Annotated in this window: 16 protein-coding genes; 10 read left to right on the plus strand and 6 right to left on the minus strand. The window is 60.9% G+C overall.

The window, feature by feature from the left end:
- Positions 1-47: 47 nt before the first annotated feature.
- The 4 genes from A3AY_RS37110 to A3AY_RS0120220 form a co-directional block, all read right to left on the minus strand.
- Entirely contained in the window at positions 48-425 is a 378-nt protein-coding gene (locus A3AY_RS37110) for a hypothetical protein (protein ID WP_154663312.1), read from the minus strand.
- A gap of 53 nt (positions 426-478) precedes the next feature.
- Positions 479-1111, minus strand: a complete 633-nt coding sequence (gene fixJ / locus A3AY_RS0120210) for a response regulator FixJ (RefSeq protein WP_026203642.1) — start codon at positions 1109-1111, stop codon at positions 479-481.
- The gene (locus tag A3AY_RS0120215; RefSeq protein WP_018327492.1) at positions 1104-2618 is read right to left on the minus strand and encodes a PAS domain-containing sensor histidine kinase; all 1515 of its coding nucleotides are present in this window, start codon (positions 2616-2618) and stop codon (positions 1104-1106) included. The genes fixJ and A3AY_RS0120215 overlap by 8 nt, the downstream gene beginning before the upstream one ends.
- Positions 2619-2766: 148 nt before the next feature.
- Positions 2767-3159 (minus strand): pseudoazurin, encoded by a 393-nt coding sequence (locus A3AY_RS0120220; RefSeq protein WP_051108380.1) that lies wholly within the window; start codon positions 3157-3159, stop codon positions 2767-2769.
- A 323-nt stretch (positions 3160-3482) separates the two neighbouring features.
- Here A3AY_RS0120220 and A3AY_RS37115 point away from each other — a divergent pair, with 323 nt between their 5' ends.
- The gene (locus A3AY_RS37115; RefSeq protein WP_018327494.1) at positions 3483-3677 is read left to right on the plus strand and encodes a response regulator; all 195 of its coding nucleotides are present in this window, start codon (positions 3483-3485) and stop codon (positions 3675-3677) included.
- A 617-nt stretch (positions 3678-4294) separates the two neighbouring features.
- Here A3AY_RS37115 and A3AY_RS0120230 read toward each other — a convergent pair.
- Entirely contained in the window at positions 4295-4735 is a 441-nt protein-coding gene (locus tag A3AY_RS0120230) for a GGDEF domain-containing protein (protein WP_234913221.1), read from the minus strand.
- Between the two features lie 524 nt (positions 4736-5259).
- On the opposite strand from A3AY_RS0120230, the gene A3AY_RS0120240 reads away from it, so the two are divergent.
- Entirely contained in the window at positions 5260-5778 is a 519-nt protein-coding gene (locus A3AY_RS0120240; protein ID WP_420830336.1) for a YcnI family copper-binding membrane protein, read from the plus strand.
- Positions 5779-5799: 21 nt separating this feature from the next.
- Positions 5800-7407: a copper resistance CopC/CopD family protein gene (locus tag A3AY_RS0120245; RefSeq protein WP_018327498.1), complete on the plus strand. Its 1608-nt coding sequence runs from the start codon at positions 5800-5802 to the stop codon at positions 7405-7407.
- A gap of 566 nt (positions 7408-7973) precedes the next feature.
- On the opposite strand, the gene A3AY_RS0120250 is transcribed toward A3AY_RS0120245, so the two are convergent.
- Complete coding sequence (locus A3AY_RS0120250; protein WP_018327499.1) at positions 7974-8819, minus strand: ferritin-like domain-containing protein; 846 nt, start codon at positions 8817-8819, stop codon at positions 7974-7976.
- Between the two features lie 146 nt (positions 8820-8965).
- Here A3AY_RS0120250 and A3AY_RS0120255 point away from each other — a divergent pair, with 146 nt between their 5' ends.
- Genes A3AY_RS0120255 through A3AY_RS0120285 form a run of 7 tightly spaced genes read left to right on the plus strand, consistent with a single transcriptional unit; the run spans position 8966 to position 17836 of the window.
- A complete protein-coding gene (locus A3AY_RS0120255; protein ID WP_018327500.1) occupies positions 8966-11200 on the plus strand; it encodes a NosR/NirI family protein in 2235 nt (744 codons plus the stop codon).
- Between the two features lie 45 nt (positions 11201-11245).
- Entirely contained in the window at positions 11246-13165 is a 1920-nt protein-coding gene (gene nosZ / locus A3AY_RS0120260) for a TAT-dependent nitrous-oxide reductase (RefSeq protein WP_018327501.1), read from the plus strand.
- The gene (locus A3AY_RS0120265) at positions 13165-14538 is read left to right on the plus strand and encodes a nitrous oxide reductase family maturation protein NosD (RefSeq protein WP_026203646.1); all 1374 of its coding nucleotides are present in this window, start codon (positions 13165-13167) and stop codon (positions 14536-14538) included. Before nosZ ends, A3AY_RS0120265 begins: the two co-directional genes overlap by 1 nt.
- A complete protein-coding gene (locus A3AY_RS0120270) occupies positions 14535-15455 on the plus strand; it encodes an ABC transporter ATP-binding protein (RefSeq protein WP_018327503.1) in 921 nt (306 codons plus the stop codon). The genes A3AY_RS0120265 and A3AY_RS0120270 overlap by 4 nt, the downstream gene beginning before the upstream one ends.
- Entirely contained in the window at positions 15452-16279 is an 828-nt protein-coding gene (locus A3AY_RS0120275) for an ABC transporter permease (RefSeq protein ID WP_018327504.1), read from the plus strand. The genes A3AY_RS0120270 and A3AY_RS0120275 overlap by 4 nt, the downstream gene beginning before the upstream one ends.
- The gene (locus A3AY_RS0120280; RefSeq protein ID WP_018327505.1) at positions 16276-16848 is read left to right on the plus strand and encodes a nitrous oxide reductase accessory protein NosL; all 573 of its coding nucleotides are present in this window, start codon (positions 16276-16278) and stop codon (positions 16846-16848) included. The genes A3AY_RS0120275 and A3AY_RS0120280 overlap by 4 nt, the downstream gene beginning before the upstream one ends.
- Positions 16841-17836 carry an FAD:protein FMN transferase gene (locus A3AY_RS0120285; RefSeq protein WP_018327506.1) on the plus strand — a complete coding sequence of 332 codons (996 nt, stop codon included), beginning with the start codon at positions 16841-16843 and terminating at the stop codon, positions 17834-17836. Before A3AY_RS0120280 ends, A3AY_RS0120285 begins: the two co-directional genes overlap by 8 nt.
- Positions 17837-18168 lie beyond the last annotated feature (332 nt).

Genomic DNA, 18168 nt, shown 5'->3' on the forward strand with positions numbered 1-18168 from the left:
GCCCGAATGCACATTGAGCCGAAATTCGGTTGTACCACTACGGGTTTCTACGTAGCACGCGCCTTGAGGATCGCGAGCGCGGTCACGACATCAGGGCCTGCGAGCGGCTTGTTCAACACGATCACGCCCGGATCGCGCCCGGCGAGCTCGAGATCGTCCTCGGAGAGGAGCACTGTCCCCACGCCCGGTTCCCGGTCGGCGAGCCATGCCACCTTGTCAGCAGCGGGGAGGTTGTCGTCAAGGACGACGCAGAACGCGCCGCGCGTGCTGTCCTTGGCCGATTTCCACGACCGGAACGGCTTCACCAAATATCCGTGCGCTTCCAGCGCGAACGCCAGCGACCGGAGCAGGGCCGAGTCCTTGGCGATAGCAACGATGGTAGGTGCGAGCGGCAACTTTAGAACCCGTGAGCGTTGGTAGCGCATCAGCGCGCCAGACCATCTAATCGCACGAATGAGGCCTCGGGCCTTGTTCTGGATCAACTCCGGCGAAGGTTTTCAGCGGCTGCGAAGCCGACGGCGAGCGACATTCGAACCAGTTCAGGAATGCTGCGCGCCTTCATTTTGGTCATCACGTTCGCTCTGTGCACCTCCACCGTGCGAGGGCTGATTTCGAGGTTGAAGGCGATCGCCTTGTTGGGTTGACCGGTCACGACCTGTGCGAGGACCTGACGCTCCCGGTCGCTCAGCGTGTCCAGGCGGCTCCTGATCTCGTCGGTCTTTTCGGTTCCAGCGTCCCGATCGCCCAGGCGTTCGGATGCCCTTCGGATCGCCTCGATAATCACGGTGTCGTCGAACGGCTTCTCTATGAAGTCGACGGCTCCGGCCTTCATCGCCTCGACGGCCATCGGCACGTCGCCGTGGCCGGTCATGACGATGGGCGGAATGGCGACGCCCACTGAAGCGAGCTTGCGGATCAACTCCACGCCGCTCATGTCGGGCATCCTGAGGTCCGTGAGAAGGACCGCTTGCCGGAGGTTCGGGGCGAGGGCCAAAAACGCCGTCGCCGATTCATGCACTCGTACACCCAGGCCGCTCATGGTCAACATGAAAGCCAGCGACTTCCGAACGGCCTCCTCATCGTCGACAATATGTACCGTGAAGTCATCGATCGTCATCGTCTTCCTCATCGAATGCTGGCAACGTGAAGCTAAAACATGCTCCGCCCAACTGGCTTCTGGATACCGTCATCTCACCTCCATGAGCCTCGACGATCCGTTTCGAAATCGAAAGGCCGATGCCCATGCCGCCGGGTTTTGTCGTCATGAACGGCTTGAAAAGCTGATCGGCGACATCGTCGGAAATGCCCGGCCCGGAGTCTTCGACCACGATCATCACATCGTCGTCGCCGGACGGCCTGATTCCAACCCGCAGCTCCCGCACCGGCGCGTCCTTCATCGCCTCCACGGCGTTTCGCATGAGATTGGTGAGCACCTGCTGAATCTGGATGCGGTCGACCATCACGTGTTCCACGCCACTCGCAAAATCGAAAAGGGTCCGCACCCCTTTCTCGCGCGATCCGACGAGAGCCAGGGCTCCGGCTTCCTCAACGAGCTGGCGGATGTTCTGGGGGGACTTTTCGGTCTCGCCCTTGGTGACGAATTCGCGCAGATGCTTGATGATCTGGCCTGCACGGATACTTTGCTCGCCCGCTTCCTTCAACGCGTCGCGAAGCCGCTCCGCCTTTTCGCCTTCCCACTCCTGAACGAGGCGCGCGCTGCCGTGGACATAGTTGGCGATCGCGGAGAGCGGCTGGTTCAGTTCGTGGGCGAGGGTGGAGGCCATCTCCCCCATCTCATTCAGTCTGGCAAGGCGTGCCAGCTCGGTCTGGATTTCCTGCAGGCGTGCGGCTGTTTCCTCGCGTTCTGTGAGGTCGCGCACGAATCCGGTGAAGAAACGTCGGCCGCCTGTTTTCGTCTCGCCGACGGCCAGCTTCATCGGGAACGTCGAGCCGTCCTTGCGCTGTCCCACCACCACGCGGTCGACGCCGATGATCCGCTTTTCGCCCGTCGTCAGGTAGCGATTCATGTAGCCGTCGTGCTCGTGACGGTACGGTTGCGGCATGAGCATTCTCAGGTTCTGACCGACCACCTCGCCTTCCGAATAGCCGAACTGCCTGACCGCGGCGGCGTTGAAGGAGACGATCGTCCCTTCCTGATCGCTGACGATCGTGGCGTCGAGCACGGTGTCCAGGATCGACCTGAGGTGGGCCTCCCGCGTGTCGAGTGCCTCCTTGGCTTCGGAGACTTCCTTTTGCCCAGCGCGTAGCAACTCGCCCATGACGACGATCGCGACGCTGACGAGGACGAACACAAGCAATTCGGGGACCTGAACGCCACCCGGCGTCATCGATCTCAGATACACCGCCGAAGAGACGGAAAGGACGACCGCCAGAGACCCGGGACCGCAACCGCCAGTCACCGCGGCAAGAAGGATCGGCGGCACGAAAAGGATGTAGATGGCGCGGTCATCGAGCAAGCCCATCATGAAGTAGCGCAGCACGAAGGCAAGAAGGACCGTCGAGACCGCGAAGATGTATGCGTGGATTGGGAGCCAAGACTTGCGCAGGACGAAATCCGACGATGCCCGGGCAATCCCGCTCTCACTGCTCGACATCATCCGCTTGAATCCATTTCCCACGTGTCCGATCGCCGGAATGCTTATCATGTGGGAAGCGACGATGTCACGCGAGAGCTGGTGAAAAGCCAGTTCAATAGAAGACGTCTGCGCAGGGAGGTGCGCGGGCGTCAATCGGCCTGGGCGCTGCTTAGATCGCTCCAGCGATGTCAGCGTCGAGACGTGTGCGCGCCTTTTTTGGCAGCTTCGCGGACTTGATGGCGTCGATGTTGGCAGGAGCGTCGCCCACCAAGACCAGCGCCACCATGCCCATGCCCATGTGCGGTGCGCATTTGATCGCGTACGCGCCGTCAGTGTCGAAAGTGACGGTCAGCTTCTCGTTCATCTTGCCCTTGAAGGGTTTGGCACCTTCCGGGATCAGGTCCTTGATGGTCTCGGCGTTGTGCGACTTGTCGGTGGGAATGAACGTGACCGTATCGCCCTTGGCCACTTTGGTCAGGCCAGGTTCGAATACCATCACGCCGTCCTTGCCCTTGTTCAGCATATGGACCTCAAAGTCCGCGGCCGCGGCGCACGGCGCCATGGTAGCCAGGGCGAAAGTCACGCCGAGGACGGTGGTTGCCAGTTTTTTCATTTCTTGCTCCTTTTCGCGAAGATGGCTGAATTCATGGGCGGTAACCTACAGGAGCGAGGGGCACGATCTTTGACGCAAGACAAACATCTTCGCGATCAGAGATTTTTGTCCAGGACGGCCTACAGAAGCGGTTTCGCCGACCGACGGCGTCATGGCCGGTCTTGAAAAATCCTGCAAATAGAGGCGCGACGATGGTCCCGCTTCTGGTCGATCGTGTGGGATTCTCTATCCAACGCTGGGGGAACTTTTCAGGTCTCTGAAGCTTTGGGGGCATGGACCGCCGAGAATCCTCGCAATTTCGTGAACCGATCGCCCTCGTCGTGGACGATGAGCCGCTCATTCTGATGGACACTGCAGACATGGTGACCAACGAAGGCTTTGCGGTGTTCGAAGCGACCACGGCGGAGGACGCATACGCATTCCTGACGCACCATCCATCGACCGAACTGCTGTTCACGGATGTATAAATGCCTGGCCCGATCAGCGGTTTCGAGCTCGCGCGGAAGGTCGTCGATCGCTGGCCGCATATTATTTGCGTCGTCGTCGCGTCGGGTGCCGCAAGACCTCAAGATGGCGATCTTCCTGAAACGGCCATTTGGGTCACCAAACCCTATCACCGGAACTTATGCACGAGATCATCGCGCAACACTGCCGACATGTCGCCTGAAACTGATCAAAGCGGCGGCTGCGTATCAGTCAGGGTCCATCAGATCATCAGGTGCCAAATCCCCCACGCCGCGGCGGAGGTAATCGCGAAGCAAACGGAAACTTTGAGGCGGGTCAAACGCCGCGTACGCGTTCCATTCCAGTCGTAGTCCATGTCGAAATCCTCGGCTCATGGTGGCCTACGCAAAATTAGGGGAACGAGCTTGCCGGGAGCGTGCGCGCGAACTGTTTGAAGTAGTGGTTGTCCACGCCGTTTCGGAGTGGGCTTCGGTGAATCTCATTTTCAAGCGGCCAGGATGAAACGGCTGCGGCCTGTCTTTTTTTTCTCGTACAACGCCGCATCAAGGCATCCACCGAATCGGCGTCGACAGGTTATGATGCCAAACCGATCGACAGACCCACGGTCAGCGTCTGATTGTCAACCCGGATCGGGTTCGCCATCGACGCAAAGAGGGACTCGGCCGCTCCGCAGCGTCAGATCGGTGTGGGAGCGGCCCGAACAGAACCACAAACTCGTCTCCGCCGACGCGAGCGAGCAGATGATGGTCGTCGAGCACGGATCGGAATCTGCAACCGATCGAAGGAGCAGGTCTCCGATTGCGTGTCCATGTGTGTCGTTGACTTCCTTGAAGTGATCGAGATCAATCCAAAGCAAACTGAATTCTCGACCCGAAGCGGTCTCCTGACTCAGCTCGGCGTCCAGCAATCTACGGTTCGGAAGTCCGGTGAGCGTATCATGGTTGGCAAGCGCGGCCATCTGTTCGCGCTCCCGTTTCTGGTCTCGAACGTCGCGAACCTCGACGACAAGCTGCAAGGGGGCGCTCGCGTGAATAGGCGTCGCGTGAAGCGTGACATCCATGGGCTCGCCGCCCGCACGACGACGAGACTGCATATGGCGATGGACGATGTCACAAGAGCCACTGATATGCCGAGAACGAATCCAGACAGGCTTCCATCTGAGATTTGCACGGTAGGGTCGGTCCTGAACACTGCGGCACTCATCGCCGTGAAGTGGAGAGCGCAGATTGCCAAACCGAAAACGAAGCCGAGGGCGCTGGCCCACTTCGAGGCCTTGCCCGGAAGTCGCCGTAAGCTAATCTGGGGAGAAGAAGTCGCGAAACAGATCGCAAGTTGCCGAAGCCCGTCCTCGGCGCGATTTGCCGACACAGAACCGATGTCTCGCTGCGGTTCGTCATTTGGATCGGCCGCTCTACGGAAGATCAAACGGTACGTCGACAGGTCGAGCCTCCCCAAACCGCCGGTTCATTGACGCAGGACAAAGTGGGCGCGCGTCCGGCGCGGTTAAACATCGTCATCGTCGATTTACCCCTCGGAGCGCCTCCTCGGCGGTCTCCGACGAAACAGAAGGAAACAGCAATGTCTATCATCAGAACGTCGATGGCCGCGCTCACACTCGCCGCAGTCTGCGTATTTCCCGCTATGGCCCATGTCTCCCTGGAAACCAACACCGCGAAGACGGGGGCCAACTACAAGGCCGTTCTCCGCGTGCCGCATGGCTGCGACGGCAAGTCGACCATCGCGGTAAGGGTGCGGCTCCCCGAGGGCGTCATATCCGTCAAGCCGATGCCAAAGCCTGGCTGGAAAATCGAAAAGACCCTCGGTGAATACGCCAAGGCCTACGAACATTACGGCGAGCAGGAAACGAGCGGCGTGCGCGAGTTGACGTGGTCCGGCGGCAACCTTGGTGACGACGAATACGACGAGTTCGTGTTCCGCGCCTACATCACCGATGCGTTCAAGCCCGGCCAGGTTGTGGCGTTTCCGGTTGTCCAGGAGTGCGTGGGTGGTGCGACGACGCGCTGGATTGAGGTGCCGGCCGAAGGCAAAACCGCAGATGACTACGCGCACCCTGCTCCGACGCTGACCGTCATCGAGAAGTGATCGACCAATCGGGGGAAGGGCATGATCGCCATGTTCGGACTTGCCCGCCTTCGATGGGTTTGCGCCATCCTCTTCCTGACGGCTATGACTGTCTGGTTGGCGCTCTCGCCGAACGCCGCGCACGCGCACGCGGTCTTGGTATCCTCGTCGCCCTCGCAAGGGCAGCGCCTCGTCTCCGCACCGAATAACCTCACCCTCCATTTTTCAGAAGCGGTCACCCGCGTCGATGCGACGATTGCCGGGCGTGACGGCAAGGTAGTCGACTTGCCCGCGAAGGTTTCCGGCAAGGAGGTCCGCGTCGAACTGAATGACCCGCTCGCAGACGGCATCTACGCCTTCAGTTGGAAGGTCTTGTCCGAGGACGGGCATCCCGTCGCCGCCGCGATCGTATTCGCGGTGGGAAACTCGGCCGCGAACGGCCTTCCGGTGGTGACGAGCAGCGGATGGCCGATCCCGACTGTTATCTGGACGACCAAGTTCATCTATTATTCCGCATGCCTTCTCGGTGTCGGAGGCGTCTTCTTCGCCATCTGGATCACCGGCGGGCGGCCGGGCCGCATGGCGCTTTGGCTGCTGTTCGTCGCTGCCGCGTGCGGGGTTTTGCTCGTCGGCTTTCTCGGCGTCGAACAGACTGGCGGGTCGCTGATGGAACTGGCCGCGCCGAAGGTTTGGGCGGCTGCAGGAGACAGCAGCCTCACTCGCTCCGTAGCAGCCGTGATCTTGTCGCTTGGCCTGGCCTTGGCTGCAGCATTCCATCCGAACAGGGGCAGGGCGCTCTCGATCACGTCCCTTGTGCTGCTCGGGGTCGCTTTCGCCATGACCGGACACGCGTCCGGCGCGGGGGTTCGATGGGTGTCCTTCACGGCCGTGTCGGTCCATGTCATGGCCGTCTGCTTCTGGACAGGTGCGTTGCCCGGCCTACGGAGCGCCCTGGGCGGCGATGACCGAAAGGATGCGCTGCGAAGGTTTTCGACCGCTATTCCCTGGTCGATCGCCGCCATGGCGGCTGCAGGCGGCTATCTCGGGTTTCTCCAGGTGGGAACGCCGTCGGCTCTTTGGGATACGGCCTACGGGATGGTCCTCGTTTTGAAACTCGCTGTCGCCGCCACCGCCCTGGTGTTCGGCGCGTGGAACCGCCTGTTCCTGACATCAAGCGTCGTGCGAGGCAGCCTATCTGCAGCGCGGAAGATGAGGGGGATGGTAACCGCGGAAATCGTGCTTGTCCTGCTCGTCTTCGGTGTCACGTCCGTCTGGAGGTTCACGCCGCCGCCCCGCGCGCTCGCCCTAAGCGCACCAGTTGAGACGTCCCTACATGTCCACGACACCGCGGCCATGGCCACCGTTGCGTTCGAAGTGCGGCCGGACCTGGTGTTCGACGCCGAGGTTTCGCTCGCGACGGCCGATTTCGACCCGCTCGACGCGCGGGAGATCACGCTGCGAATGTCTGCGGCCGATGGCGCGATCGCTCCCTTCGACGTACCGATCCGCAAATCGCCTTCGGGCCTTTGGAGCGCCAAGCACATCCAGGCTCCGTGCGATTGCGAATGGAACGTCGATATCGACATCCTGGTCACGGATTTCGACCTGGTGAAGCTCAGAGGCAAGGTGAGATTGCTTTCGGGCGGGTGAGAGGCCGGCACTCGATGGTCGTCATCCGACGCCAATTGTTTTCAAAGCTTGCGGGACGTCAAGGATGTCCCTGATCGGGGGCTTGAGTATGAGGAAGTGCTTAAAGTCCCGCAATCAATTCGGCGTATCTGTGTTAGGAAACCGTCGGCAAGTTCTGGCACCGGCTCGTCGGTTCGACGTCGAGCCTGCCTCGGCACCCTGACGCGGTGACATTCGACGACGTGAAGCCTTTCCTCGCGACTTGGCTCCGGGGATTCGGCGGAGAGCTAGCGGCGCAATTGGGGCCTGCCCATGCCAAGACCTCGACACATCGGTTGCGCATTAGGCAATTGGTCGGTCTGGGAGGAGGAGAAAGCCGCATGGGCGACGAGGGACGACGGCACCGTATTGTTGCCGCCTGTCGTCGAGCTATTTCCTGATGCGGGTCCTCGGCATCTGGGGACACTGCCGCTTCGGGAGCGCGTCGTCGCCGAACACCAACAGTCGCGCCAAGGGCTTGCGTGCTTCCACAAACCAGTTTTGGCGTGACGACCGCCGAACAGTTGCTCCGGTGCCAATCAGGCCGTCTATAAGATACGGACGGTTCTAAGACAGGGGATCAATTGCGCTGCAAACCCGCGGGCGCGATCGGCGTCAGGTTCGCTTGTGGTGTGATCGCCGATGTCGAGATAGTAATCCAGCAGAAGCTCGCTCAAGGGCAAAGCCTTGTCGGCGGGCGTCGGGGTCTTGATCCTTCGCGATGAACCGATGTCAAAGGGATTTTGTGCGATAGAATCCGACCTTGCCCGCGCCTCCTCACCATGACGGCGCAGGTCGTCTGCAAGGGTACCCGACGCGATGTCCGATGCCATTCTGTCCAGTTGCCTGGAGAGCGTCGCCTCCAACGAGCTCAGGTCGGTTTCGCCGCTATCTTGGGTTTTCGCTTTCTCCATATGGAATGCTTTGCGTCTCTCCCGCCTCAGTTTGGCAACGTGCCCCAGTTCCTCTCGCGCCATGCGTTCTGCCGCCTGGCTGATTTCATACGATTGCGCGTTTGCTGAGACATAGGTCCAAAACATGAAGGCGCGCTCTTCGTTCCGAACCGCCATGGAGAAGGCCCTGTAGGCACTCAACAGTTCTGGCGCGATCAATCCTGCTCCTTCGTCGTCGTACAGGTTTTCAGGTGAATCGACCTCGACCGTCGCCTGAAGTTGCCCGGCGGACTCACGCCATTCCTGCACTTGGTGCAGATGCCCCGTCTCCTCCAGAACCAGCGAATCGAACACCTGCGCCAGATCGAGGCGACCCAACAGGGTCATGCGCTTGCTTAGGGCGACATAGCCGTCGATCGCCTCCTGCTCCGTCGCGCGGGCAATCGCCAGCAACGCGCCCAGAGAGGCAAATTTCCATGGCTCCGAGTTCATTGCAGACATCTTCGCACACTCCCGTTCCGTCGTTCAGCGACATCACTTCTGACAGATATTAACCGCCGGAAACTTGTCCTGAGACAAAGACGGTCCGCCCAACGTGACTAAATTTCAGGCTCACGTTGAATGAAGTTTGGAGAGACGCGGGTCCGATGCGATTTTCTGGGAAGACACCGACGATATGGATCGCGAGCCTGCTGATGCTGGCGACGCTGTGCATTTCGTCCGTCGGCGCACCATCTGCGTCGGCCGCCGACCTGCTGTCGACATATCTCGCGAAAGTCCAGCCCTCCGAACTCTTCAAGAGAGCCGACAGGTTCGGCAAGCTTTTGGGGGAACCGCCGATCGCGCCCGTGTACCGCGGCGAAGAATTGGCCGGATATGTCTATCTCAACTCCGATTTCACAACGTCCGTAGGCTATTCCGGCAAACCCATCCGCATCGCGGTCGGCATCGATCCTTCCGGCGTCATCCACGGCTTCAAGCTCGTCGAGCATCACGAGCCGATCGTCCTCATCGGCATTCCACAGGCGAAAGTCGTCGCTGCCCTGAACTCCATCATCGGCAAGGACCTGGGACGCGTGGCGGCGGGTGACGAACGCCCGCCGCAGGTCGACATCGTCAGCGGTGCGACCGTGACCGTGCTTGTCATGGGCGATAGCGTCGTGCGGTCGGCCGTCAGGCTCATTCGAAGCGGACGGCTGGACGAAAGCGGAGCGCCGGACGTCAAAGCGGCACCCGAAATCCACAAAATCGATCTCTCGAAGGACGAGGTGAGCGACTGGCAGACATTGATAGGCGACGGCTCGATCCGCAGCCTGCGTCTCACGGTGGGCGAAGTTTCGAAGGCGTTCGCGGAGGCGAAACACCCCGATGCGGGAGCTCGTCCGGAAACGGCGAATCCGAGCGACAGGTTCATCGACCTCTACGTCGCGCCTGTGAGCGTGCCGGCGATTGGCAAATCCCTTCTCGGCGAAGCCGCCTATCAGCGTCTGATCGCCAACTTGAAGCCGGGACAATCAGCCATCCTGATCGGAGGCGACGGGGCGTATTCGTTCAAGGGTTCGGCTTATGTCCGCGGTGGCATATTCGACCGGATCGAGCTGCTTCAGAACGAGCAGGGCGTACGGTTCCGCGACAGGAACCACACGAGGATCGCGGCCTTCGCTCCGTCGGACGCGCCGCACCTCAAGGACATAGGCGTGTTCGTCGTGCCGACCGACTTCGCATTCGACGTGACCGAGCCTTGGGAGCTTCAGCTGCTCGTCCAACGCAGCGTCGGCGCGCGCGACAAGGCGGTGCTGCCGTTCAATCTCGGCTACACGCTTCCCTCCAGCTATTACACGGTGGCGAAGGGCGCTCTTCCCGAAGCCAAGACGCATAAACCGACAGTCGAAGAAACCGCCTCCGACGAACAGCCGTTGTGGATGCGTATCTGGAACATGGACCGGGTGTCGATCGCGATCACCGTCGCCGCGCTATTCGTGCTGACCGCGATCTTCTTTTTCCAGGACTGGCTGGTCAAGCGTCCCAAGCTCTTCGCTCGGGTGAGGAACGGCTATCTTGTCTTCACCTTGGTATGGCTCGGCTGGTACGCGGGCGCTCAGCTTTCGGTCGTCAACGTCCTGACCTTCACTAGCGCCCTAGTCACCAATTTCAGCTGGGAGTTCTTCCTCGCCGCTCCGTTGATCTTCATCCTCTGGGCCGCGGTCGCCGCGGGGCTTCTGTTCTGGGGGCGCGGACCGTTCTGCGGCTGGCTATGCCCGTTCGGCGCGTTGCAGGAACTGCTGAGCGCCATCGCGAAACGGGCGAAAGTGCCTCAGGTCAAGTTGCCCTGGGGACTGCACGAGCGCCTGTGGCCGATCAAATACATCATCTTCCTCGGCCTCTTCGGCATGTCCTTCTATTCGATGGCCTATGCGGAGATGTTTTCGGAAGTCGAGCCTTTCAAGACCGCGATCGTCCTGAAATTCGTCCGAGACTGGCCGTTCGTGATTTTCGCCGTCGCACTGCTCGTGGCGAGCCTGTTCATCGAGCGCTTCTACTGCCGTTACCTCTGCCCACTAGGGGCGGCTCTCGCTATCCCGGGACGCATCCGCATGTTCGAATGGCTGAAGCGCTATCCGGACTGCGGTTCGCCGTGCCAGCGATGCTCGAAGGAATGTCCGGTCCAGGCGATCCATCCGGAAGGCCAGATCAACGTCAATGAGTGCATCTACTGCATGCACTGCCAGGAACTCTACCACGACGATCACCGCTGCCCGCACATGATCCAAAAGCGGCTGAAGCGCGAGAAATTCATGGCGCTCTCGACGCCTGAATCGCGGGGGGAAAAACCTCCCAAGACCCTGATCACCCACAACGGCGAGCCTGTAACCCGCTCTTAATCCGGAGCGAGACATCCGGTCCGGCCGCAACAAAGGAAGAGAAACATGTCAAACGAAGAAACACAGCCTCGCTTCAACAGACGGCAGCTGTTGGGGACGACTGCGGCGGCGGCGGTTGCTGGCGTGGCAACCGCCGGAGGTGCCCTGACCGTTTCCGGCGGCTTCGCAACCGCCGCGAAGGCGGCTACCAAGTCTGGGCTCAACTATGAGATCAAGCCGGGCGAACTCGACGAATACTACACCTTTTTTTCGAGCGGCCAGTCGGGCGAGGTCCGCATCGTCGGCATTCCCTCGATGCGCGAGATCATGCGCATCCCGGTCTTCAACCGCTGCAGCGCCACCGGTTGGGGACAGACGAACGAAAGCCGGAAGGTTCTGACCGAGGGTCTTCTCCCCACGTCCGTCGAATTCCTCAAGGACAAGGGCGGCGTCTACCACAACGGCGACCTCCATCATCCGCATCCGTCGTTCACCGAAGGCACCTACGATGGCCGCTACCTCTTCGCCAACGACAAGGCCAACACCCGGGTCTGCCGCATCCGTCTCGACGTGATGAAGTGCGACAAGATAATCGAATTGCCGAACCAGCATACGGTCCACGGTCTTCGCGTCCAGAAGTATCCGAGGACCGGCTACGTCTTCGCGAACGGCGAGGATGGTGTGCCGATCCCCAATGACGGTAAGGTGTTGGACGATCCCAAGCAGTACCGTTCGGTGTTCAGCGCGATCGATGGGGACACCATGAAGGTCGCCTGGCAGGTCATCGTCGACGGCAACCTCGACAACGTCGACGCCGATTATCAGGGCAAGTACTGCTACGCGACCTGCTACAATTCGGAGAACGGCGTCAATCTCGAGCAGATGATGGGCAAGGACCAGGATTGGGTCGTCGTCTTCAACATCAAGCGCATTGAGGAAGCGGTCAAGAACGGCGACTTCAAGGAGATGGGCGGGGTTCCGGTCGTCGACGGAAGACATGGTTCAAAGTACACCCGTTACATCCCCGTATCGAACGGCCCGCACGGCATGAACACAGCTCCCGACGGCATCCACGCGATGGCCGCCGGCAAGCTGTCGCCGACCGTGACGGTGTTCGACGTGCGCAAGTTCGACGACCTGTTCGACGACAAGATCAAGCCGCGCGAAACAGTGGTCGCGGAACCCCAGCTGGGTCTCGGACCGTTGCATACCGCCTTCGACGGCCGCGGCAACGCGTACACGACGCTGTTCCTCGACAGCCAGATTTGCAAGTGGAACATCGAGGACGCGATCCGCGCATTCAACGGCGAGAAGGTCGATCCCATCCGCCAGAAACTGGACGTCAGCTATCAACCTGGCCACAACCACACCTCCATGGGCCAAACCAAGGAAGCGGACGGCAAATGGCTGCTATCGCTGAACAAGTTCTCCAAGGATCGTTACCTCAACGTCGGTCCGTTGAAGCCGGAGAGCGATCAGCTGATCGACATTTCCGGCGATGAGATGGTGCTCGTCCATGACAACCCGACGTTCGCCGAGCCGCACGACGCGACGATCGTACATGCCTCTAAGATCAACCCGATCAGCATCTGGAAGCGCGATGACCCAATGTTCGCAGACGCGGTCGAACAGGCGAAGAAGGACAATATCGACCTGCTCGTGGACTCCGAGGTCATTCGCGACGGCGACAAGGTGCGGGTATACATGACATCGTCTGCTCCCGCCTTCGGCCTGGAAACTTTCAGCGTCAAGCAAGGCGACGAGGTCACGGTCTACGTCACCAATATCGACGAGGTCGAGGACCTGACGCACGGCTTCGCCATCGTCAACTACGGTATCAACATGGAAATCGGCCCGCAGGCGACGGCCTCCGTCACCTTCAAGGCGAGCAAACCTGGTGTCTACTGGTACTATTGCTCGTGGTTCTGCCATGCGATGCACATGGAGATGAAGGGCCGCATGCTCGTAGAGCCGCAGGCGGCGTGATGCTGCGCTCAATCGCCATAACGATGGTGGCCCTTTGGGCCGCCATCACCTCGGCCGCGATCGCCGCGGACCGCATAGTCTCGCCCTCTGATCGGCAGACGCTTGCAGCCGTGCTGGAGCAAGCCGCCGTCGGCGACCGCATCATTCTTCGTCCCGGCAAATATCCGGGGCGCGTGGTTATCAAGAAGACGCTGACGGTCGAAGGCGACCCCGGGGCCTCGATCATCGGAGACGGCAAGGGAACGGTGGTCACCATCGACGCCCCGGACGTCGTCCTCCGGGGTGTTGACATCAGCGGTTCAGGAATGGACCTCGAAGCGATGGATTCGGGAGTCTTCGCCACCGAGGCCGCGACCGCCGCCCTGATCGAGGACACCGTCGTGGCGGGCAATCTCTACGGCATCTATATCCACGGCGCTGCCAAATCCATGGTCCGCCGCAACAAGATCATCGGCCTGTCCGACGGACGCTTGAGCGAGTCTGGAAACGGCGTGACGGTTTGGAATGCGCCCGGTGCCAGAGTTATCGAGAATGAAATAAGTTTCGGGCGGGACGGGATCGCCACCATCGCCAGCAAGCGCAATGTGTTCAGCGGGAACCGCTTCACCAATGTCCGCTTCGCGATCCACTACATGTACACGAACGACAGCGAAATACGGGGCAACGTGTCGACGGGAAACCTCGTCGGCTATGCGATCATGTTTTCGAGCCGACTGAAGATCGTGGACAACATCTCGGATGGCGATCGCGACCACGGTCTCCTGCTGAACTTTGCGAATAACTCGCTTGTTTCGGGCAACATCGTGCGTGGGCATCTGCAGCCGGAAAGCCGCTGGACTTTGGCGGGAACTCGGGCATCGAGCCAGGAAATGCCGATGGACGACAGCGCGCCGCAGGACGAGGGAGACCAATCCGGTTTCCGTCTCGGTCCAGAAAAGTGCGTGTTCATCTACAATGCCAATAAGAACCGCATCCTCGACAACGAATTCGACGGCTGCGCGATCGGCATACACTTCACCGCCGGATCGGAAGGCAACCTTATGAGCGGCAACGCTTTCATCAACAACCGCAACCAGGTCAAGTACGCGGGCACCCGCTACATCGACTGGTCGGTGGACGGCCGCGGCAATTATTGGAGCGACAACCAGGCCTTCGATCTCGATGGCGACGGAATCGGCGACAATCCGTATCGACCGAACGACCTGATGGACAAGGTGCTGTGGACGTCGCCCCAGGCGAAGGTACTCACCACGAGCCCGGCGGTTCAAGTCATCAGATGGGCGCAGGCCCAATTCCCGGCATTGCTTCCAGGTGGCGTCATAGACAGCCATCCGCTGATGGCACCTCCGGCGCACAAGGAGGTGCTTCAATGACAAAGCCCACAGTCGTCGTGACCGGGGTCGCGAAGAGCTATGGCAACGTGACCGCCGTTAAGGACGTGTCGTTCACCCTCAACGAAGGCGAGACCGTCGCCCTGGTCGGCCACAATGGGGCCGGCAAGACGACGATCGTGAAGCTGTTGCTCGGCCTCATACGTCCGTCGGAAGGCAGCGTGAAGGTGCTCGGCGAAGACCCCGCGAGAGGGGATTTCGGCGTCCGCCAGAGGCTCGGCTATCTGCCCGAAAGCGTCGCGTTCCACATGGCGCTGACTGGCCGCGAGACACTGGCGTTCTATGCTCGCCTCAAACGGGTCGATCTCTCGTGTGCTCCGGAACTGCTGGAGCGCGTGGGATTGGCGGCGGAAGCGGCGGACCGTCCGGTGCGCACGTACTCGAAGGGCATGCGCCAGCGCCTTGGCCTCGCGCAGGCTTTGCTGGGTCAGCCGCGCGTGCTGCTCCTGGACGAGCCGACAAGCGGGCTGGACCCCGCGTTGCGCCGCAGGTTCTACGATCTGCTGGACGACTTGCGCTCGACGGGGACGACGATCCTCCTGTCATCGCATGCGCTTACCGAGCTCGAGGACCGCGCCGACCGTGTCCTGATCGTCAACCAGGGGGTCAAGATCGCCGACGGGACATTGGACAGCCTGCGAGGACTCGCCCGCCTTCCAACACGCATCAGCCTGAAGCTATCGAATGGCGCGTCAGCCGAAAACTCGAACTCGGGCGGAGCGGTATGGTCGCGCGCACGAAACGACATGGTCGAGACCGAAGTCGCGATGGAAGACAAGGTTACGCTGCTCAAGACGCTGACCGCAAATCCCGCGGATATCGCCGCGTTGCATGTGATGGAGCCCACCTTGGACGACCTCTATGCGCATTTCCTCAACACGAAGAGGGCCGCCGAATGAATAACGTCCTGATCGTCGCCCGAAAGGAAATCCGCGAGGGGCTCCGTAATCGTTGGGTCCTCGCGACGACGCTGCTACTGGCCGCGCTCGCGCTGACATTGTCGTTCCTGGGAAGCGCACCGACGGGGAACGTCGGCGTCAACCAGCTCGACATCGTCATCGTTAGCCTCTCGAGCTTGACCATATTCCTGGTACCGCTCATCGCGCTGCTGCTGTCTCACGATGCGATCGTCGGAGAGATGGAGCGCGGGACCATGCTCCTGTTGCTGAGTTATCCGATCGGCCGAAACCAGGTCATCCTCGGCAAGTTCCTCGGTCATCTTGCCATTCTCGCCTTCGCCACGCTGTTCGGTTACGGCGCTGCCGCCGTCGCCTTGGCGGCGACGGGAACCGAGATCGACGCCGCGAGCTGGGCTTCGTTCGTCTCCATGCTCGGCTCGTCTGTCCTTCTGGGAGCTGTGTTCATCGCGATCGGCTACCTCGTCAGCGCGCGTGTCCGCGAGCGCAGCACGGCCGGGGGGATATCCATCGGAATATGGCTGCTGTTCGTCCTCATCTACGACATGGCCCTCCTGGGAGCTTTGGTCGCGGCGGGAGGTCACGCCCTGCCGGCCGGATTGTTGGACACGCTTCTGCTCCTGAACCCGACCGACGCATACCGCATGCTCAACCTTGGTTCCGGGGAGGCAGGCGCGCTTTCCGGAATGGGCGGCATTGCCGGACACACGGCACTCAACGCCACGATACTTATCGCCGCTCTGTGCGCGTGGACGATTGGCCCGCTCGTGCTGGCCGCGGCCACTTTCTCGAGGAGAGAGCTATGAGACGATTCCTGACGCTGGCATCGATGGTGTCCGCTCTCATGATCGCGGGATGCGAGGGAGAGAAGAGCTCGCCTCCGCCCGCGCCCTTCGCCCTCACAGCAGAAGCGATCGGCAGATATTGCGGAATGAACGTCCTCGAGCATGCGGGACCGAAAGGCCAGGTCATCCTCGATGCGAAGGTCGGCGAACCCATCTGGTTCTCGTCCGCGCGCGACACCTTGGCCTTCACCATGCTTCCCGAGGAGCCAAAGGACTTCGCCGCGGTCTACGTGTCCGACATGGGCAAGGCTCCGAGCTGGGAAAAGCCGGGTGCGAAAAACTGGATCGATGCGAAGAAGGCGTTCTACGTGATCGGCAGCGCTCTCCGCAGCGGGATGGGTGCCGATGAGGCCGTTCCGTTTTCGACCCGCGAAGCCGCAGACATTTTTGCTGGCGAGAACGGCGGCAAAGTCGTGTCGTTCGAAGAGGTTCCACGCGACTACGTCCTCGGCGGCGGTGAAACTCAAAAGCCCAATGACAGCGCGCCCGTCTCGGAGCAGGAAGACGTGAAGGGGCACGAACATGGCTAAGACCTACACCCGCCGCCGGGCCATCGCGATCTTGGCCGCCGCCGCCGGATTGCCGCTGCTTACTGGCGCGAAGTCGGTTGGGCGTTCCGTTATGTGGACGGGACAGGCACTCGGAGCTCCTGCAACACTGATCCTGAACCACCGGGACGAGACCGCGGCCAGACGGCTGATCGAACGGATCGTCTCTGAAGTCTCGCGGTTGGAGTCGGTCTTCAGCCTCTATCGGGAAGACTCCGCGCTTGCGGAGCTCAACAGGATCGGCGGCCTGGTCGCCCCTCCCATCGAGCTGGTTTCGCTTCTTCAGGCGAGCCGCGGCTACTGGGAAGCCACGGGCGGCGCGTTCGACCCAAGCGTCCAGCCGTTGTGGGCGCTTTACAGGAAACACTTCGGAATGCCTGACGCCGATGCGGCAGGCCCCTCTCGCAGTGATATCGCGGACACGCTCTCTCTGGTCGACTTCGGCGCGGTCAAATGTGATCGGAACCGGATAGTCATCGGCTCCAAGATGGCGATCACCCTGAATGGAGTCGCTCAGGGCTATATCACCGACAGGATCGTCGAGATGTTGCGCGACGCCGGCGTGACGAGCAGCCTCGTCGACATGGGAGAGGATCGTGCTATCGGCGCGAAGGCAGACGGAAGTCCCTGGCGGATCGGACTCGCCGAGAGCCAGGACTCGGGTCGTCCCGACAACGTCCTAGAAATCGTGAACAAGGCCGTCGCCACGTCCAGCGCCTCGGGCTTCCACTTCGACCAGGCCGGACGCTTCGGTCATATTCTCGATCCCCGGAAAGGCCACGTGCCGTCGCTCTACAAACGTATCACCGTCGTCGCCGAAGAAGCCGCCACCGCGGATGCGCTCTCGACCGCATTCACGCTCATGGAGGAGGAATCCATCGCGTCGATGGTGAAACGCCGGGGGGACATCGCGGTCGACCTCGTTCGTTTGGACGGCATTCACGCGCGTCCCGGTTCATCGTTGGGTTAATACGATGCCGTCCGGAGCGCTCATGGAGGCCCGACCTTACGGATAGAAACCCGGCCTCCTCGAAACGGCGCTCACCTATGACAGCGGCCATCTCGACGGTTTTCAAAGTCCGCTTCGTCGCGATACGCAGCAATATAGGTCAGCTTGAATTTCTCTTCTCGATCGTCCCGAGGTTCGTTGCCGAGCCCGTTGACATACCTCGAACTTCGCTATTTATACGTCGTATAAATAGTGGGGTTTAGGATGATCACCGGACACGTATTTATTGCAACGAGCCTTGATGGTTTTATCGCCCGTGAAAGCGGAGAAATCGATTGGCTGCTCAAGCACGA

This window comes from Rhizobium giardinii bv. giardinii H152 (assembly GCF_000379605.1).
GTDB classification, from domain to species: Bacteria; Pseudomonadota; Alphaproteobacteria; order Rhizobiales; family Rhizobiaceae; genus Pararhizobium; species Pararhizobium giardinii.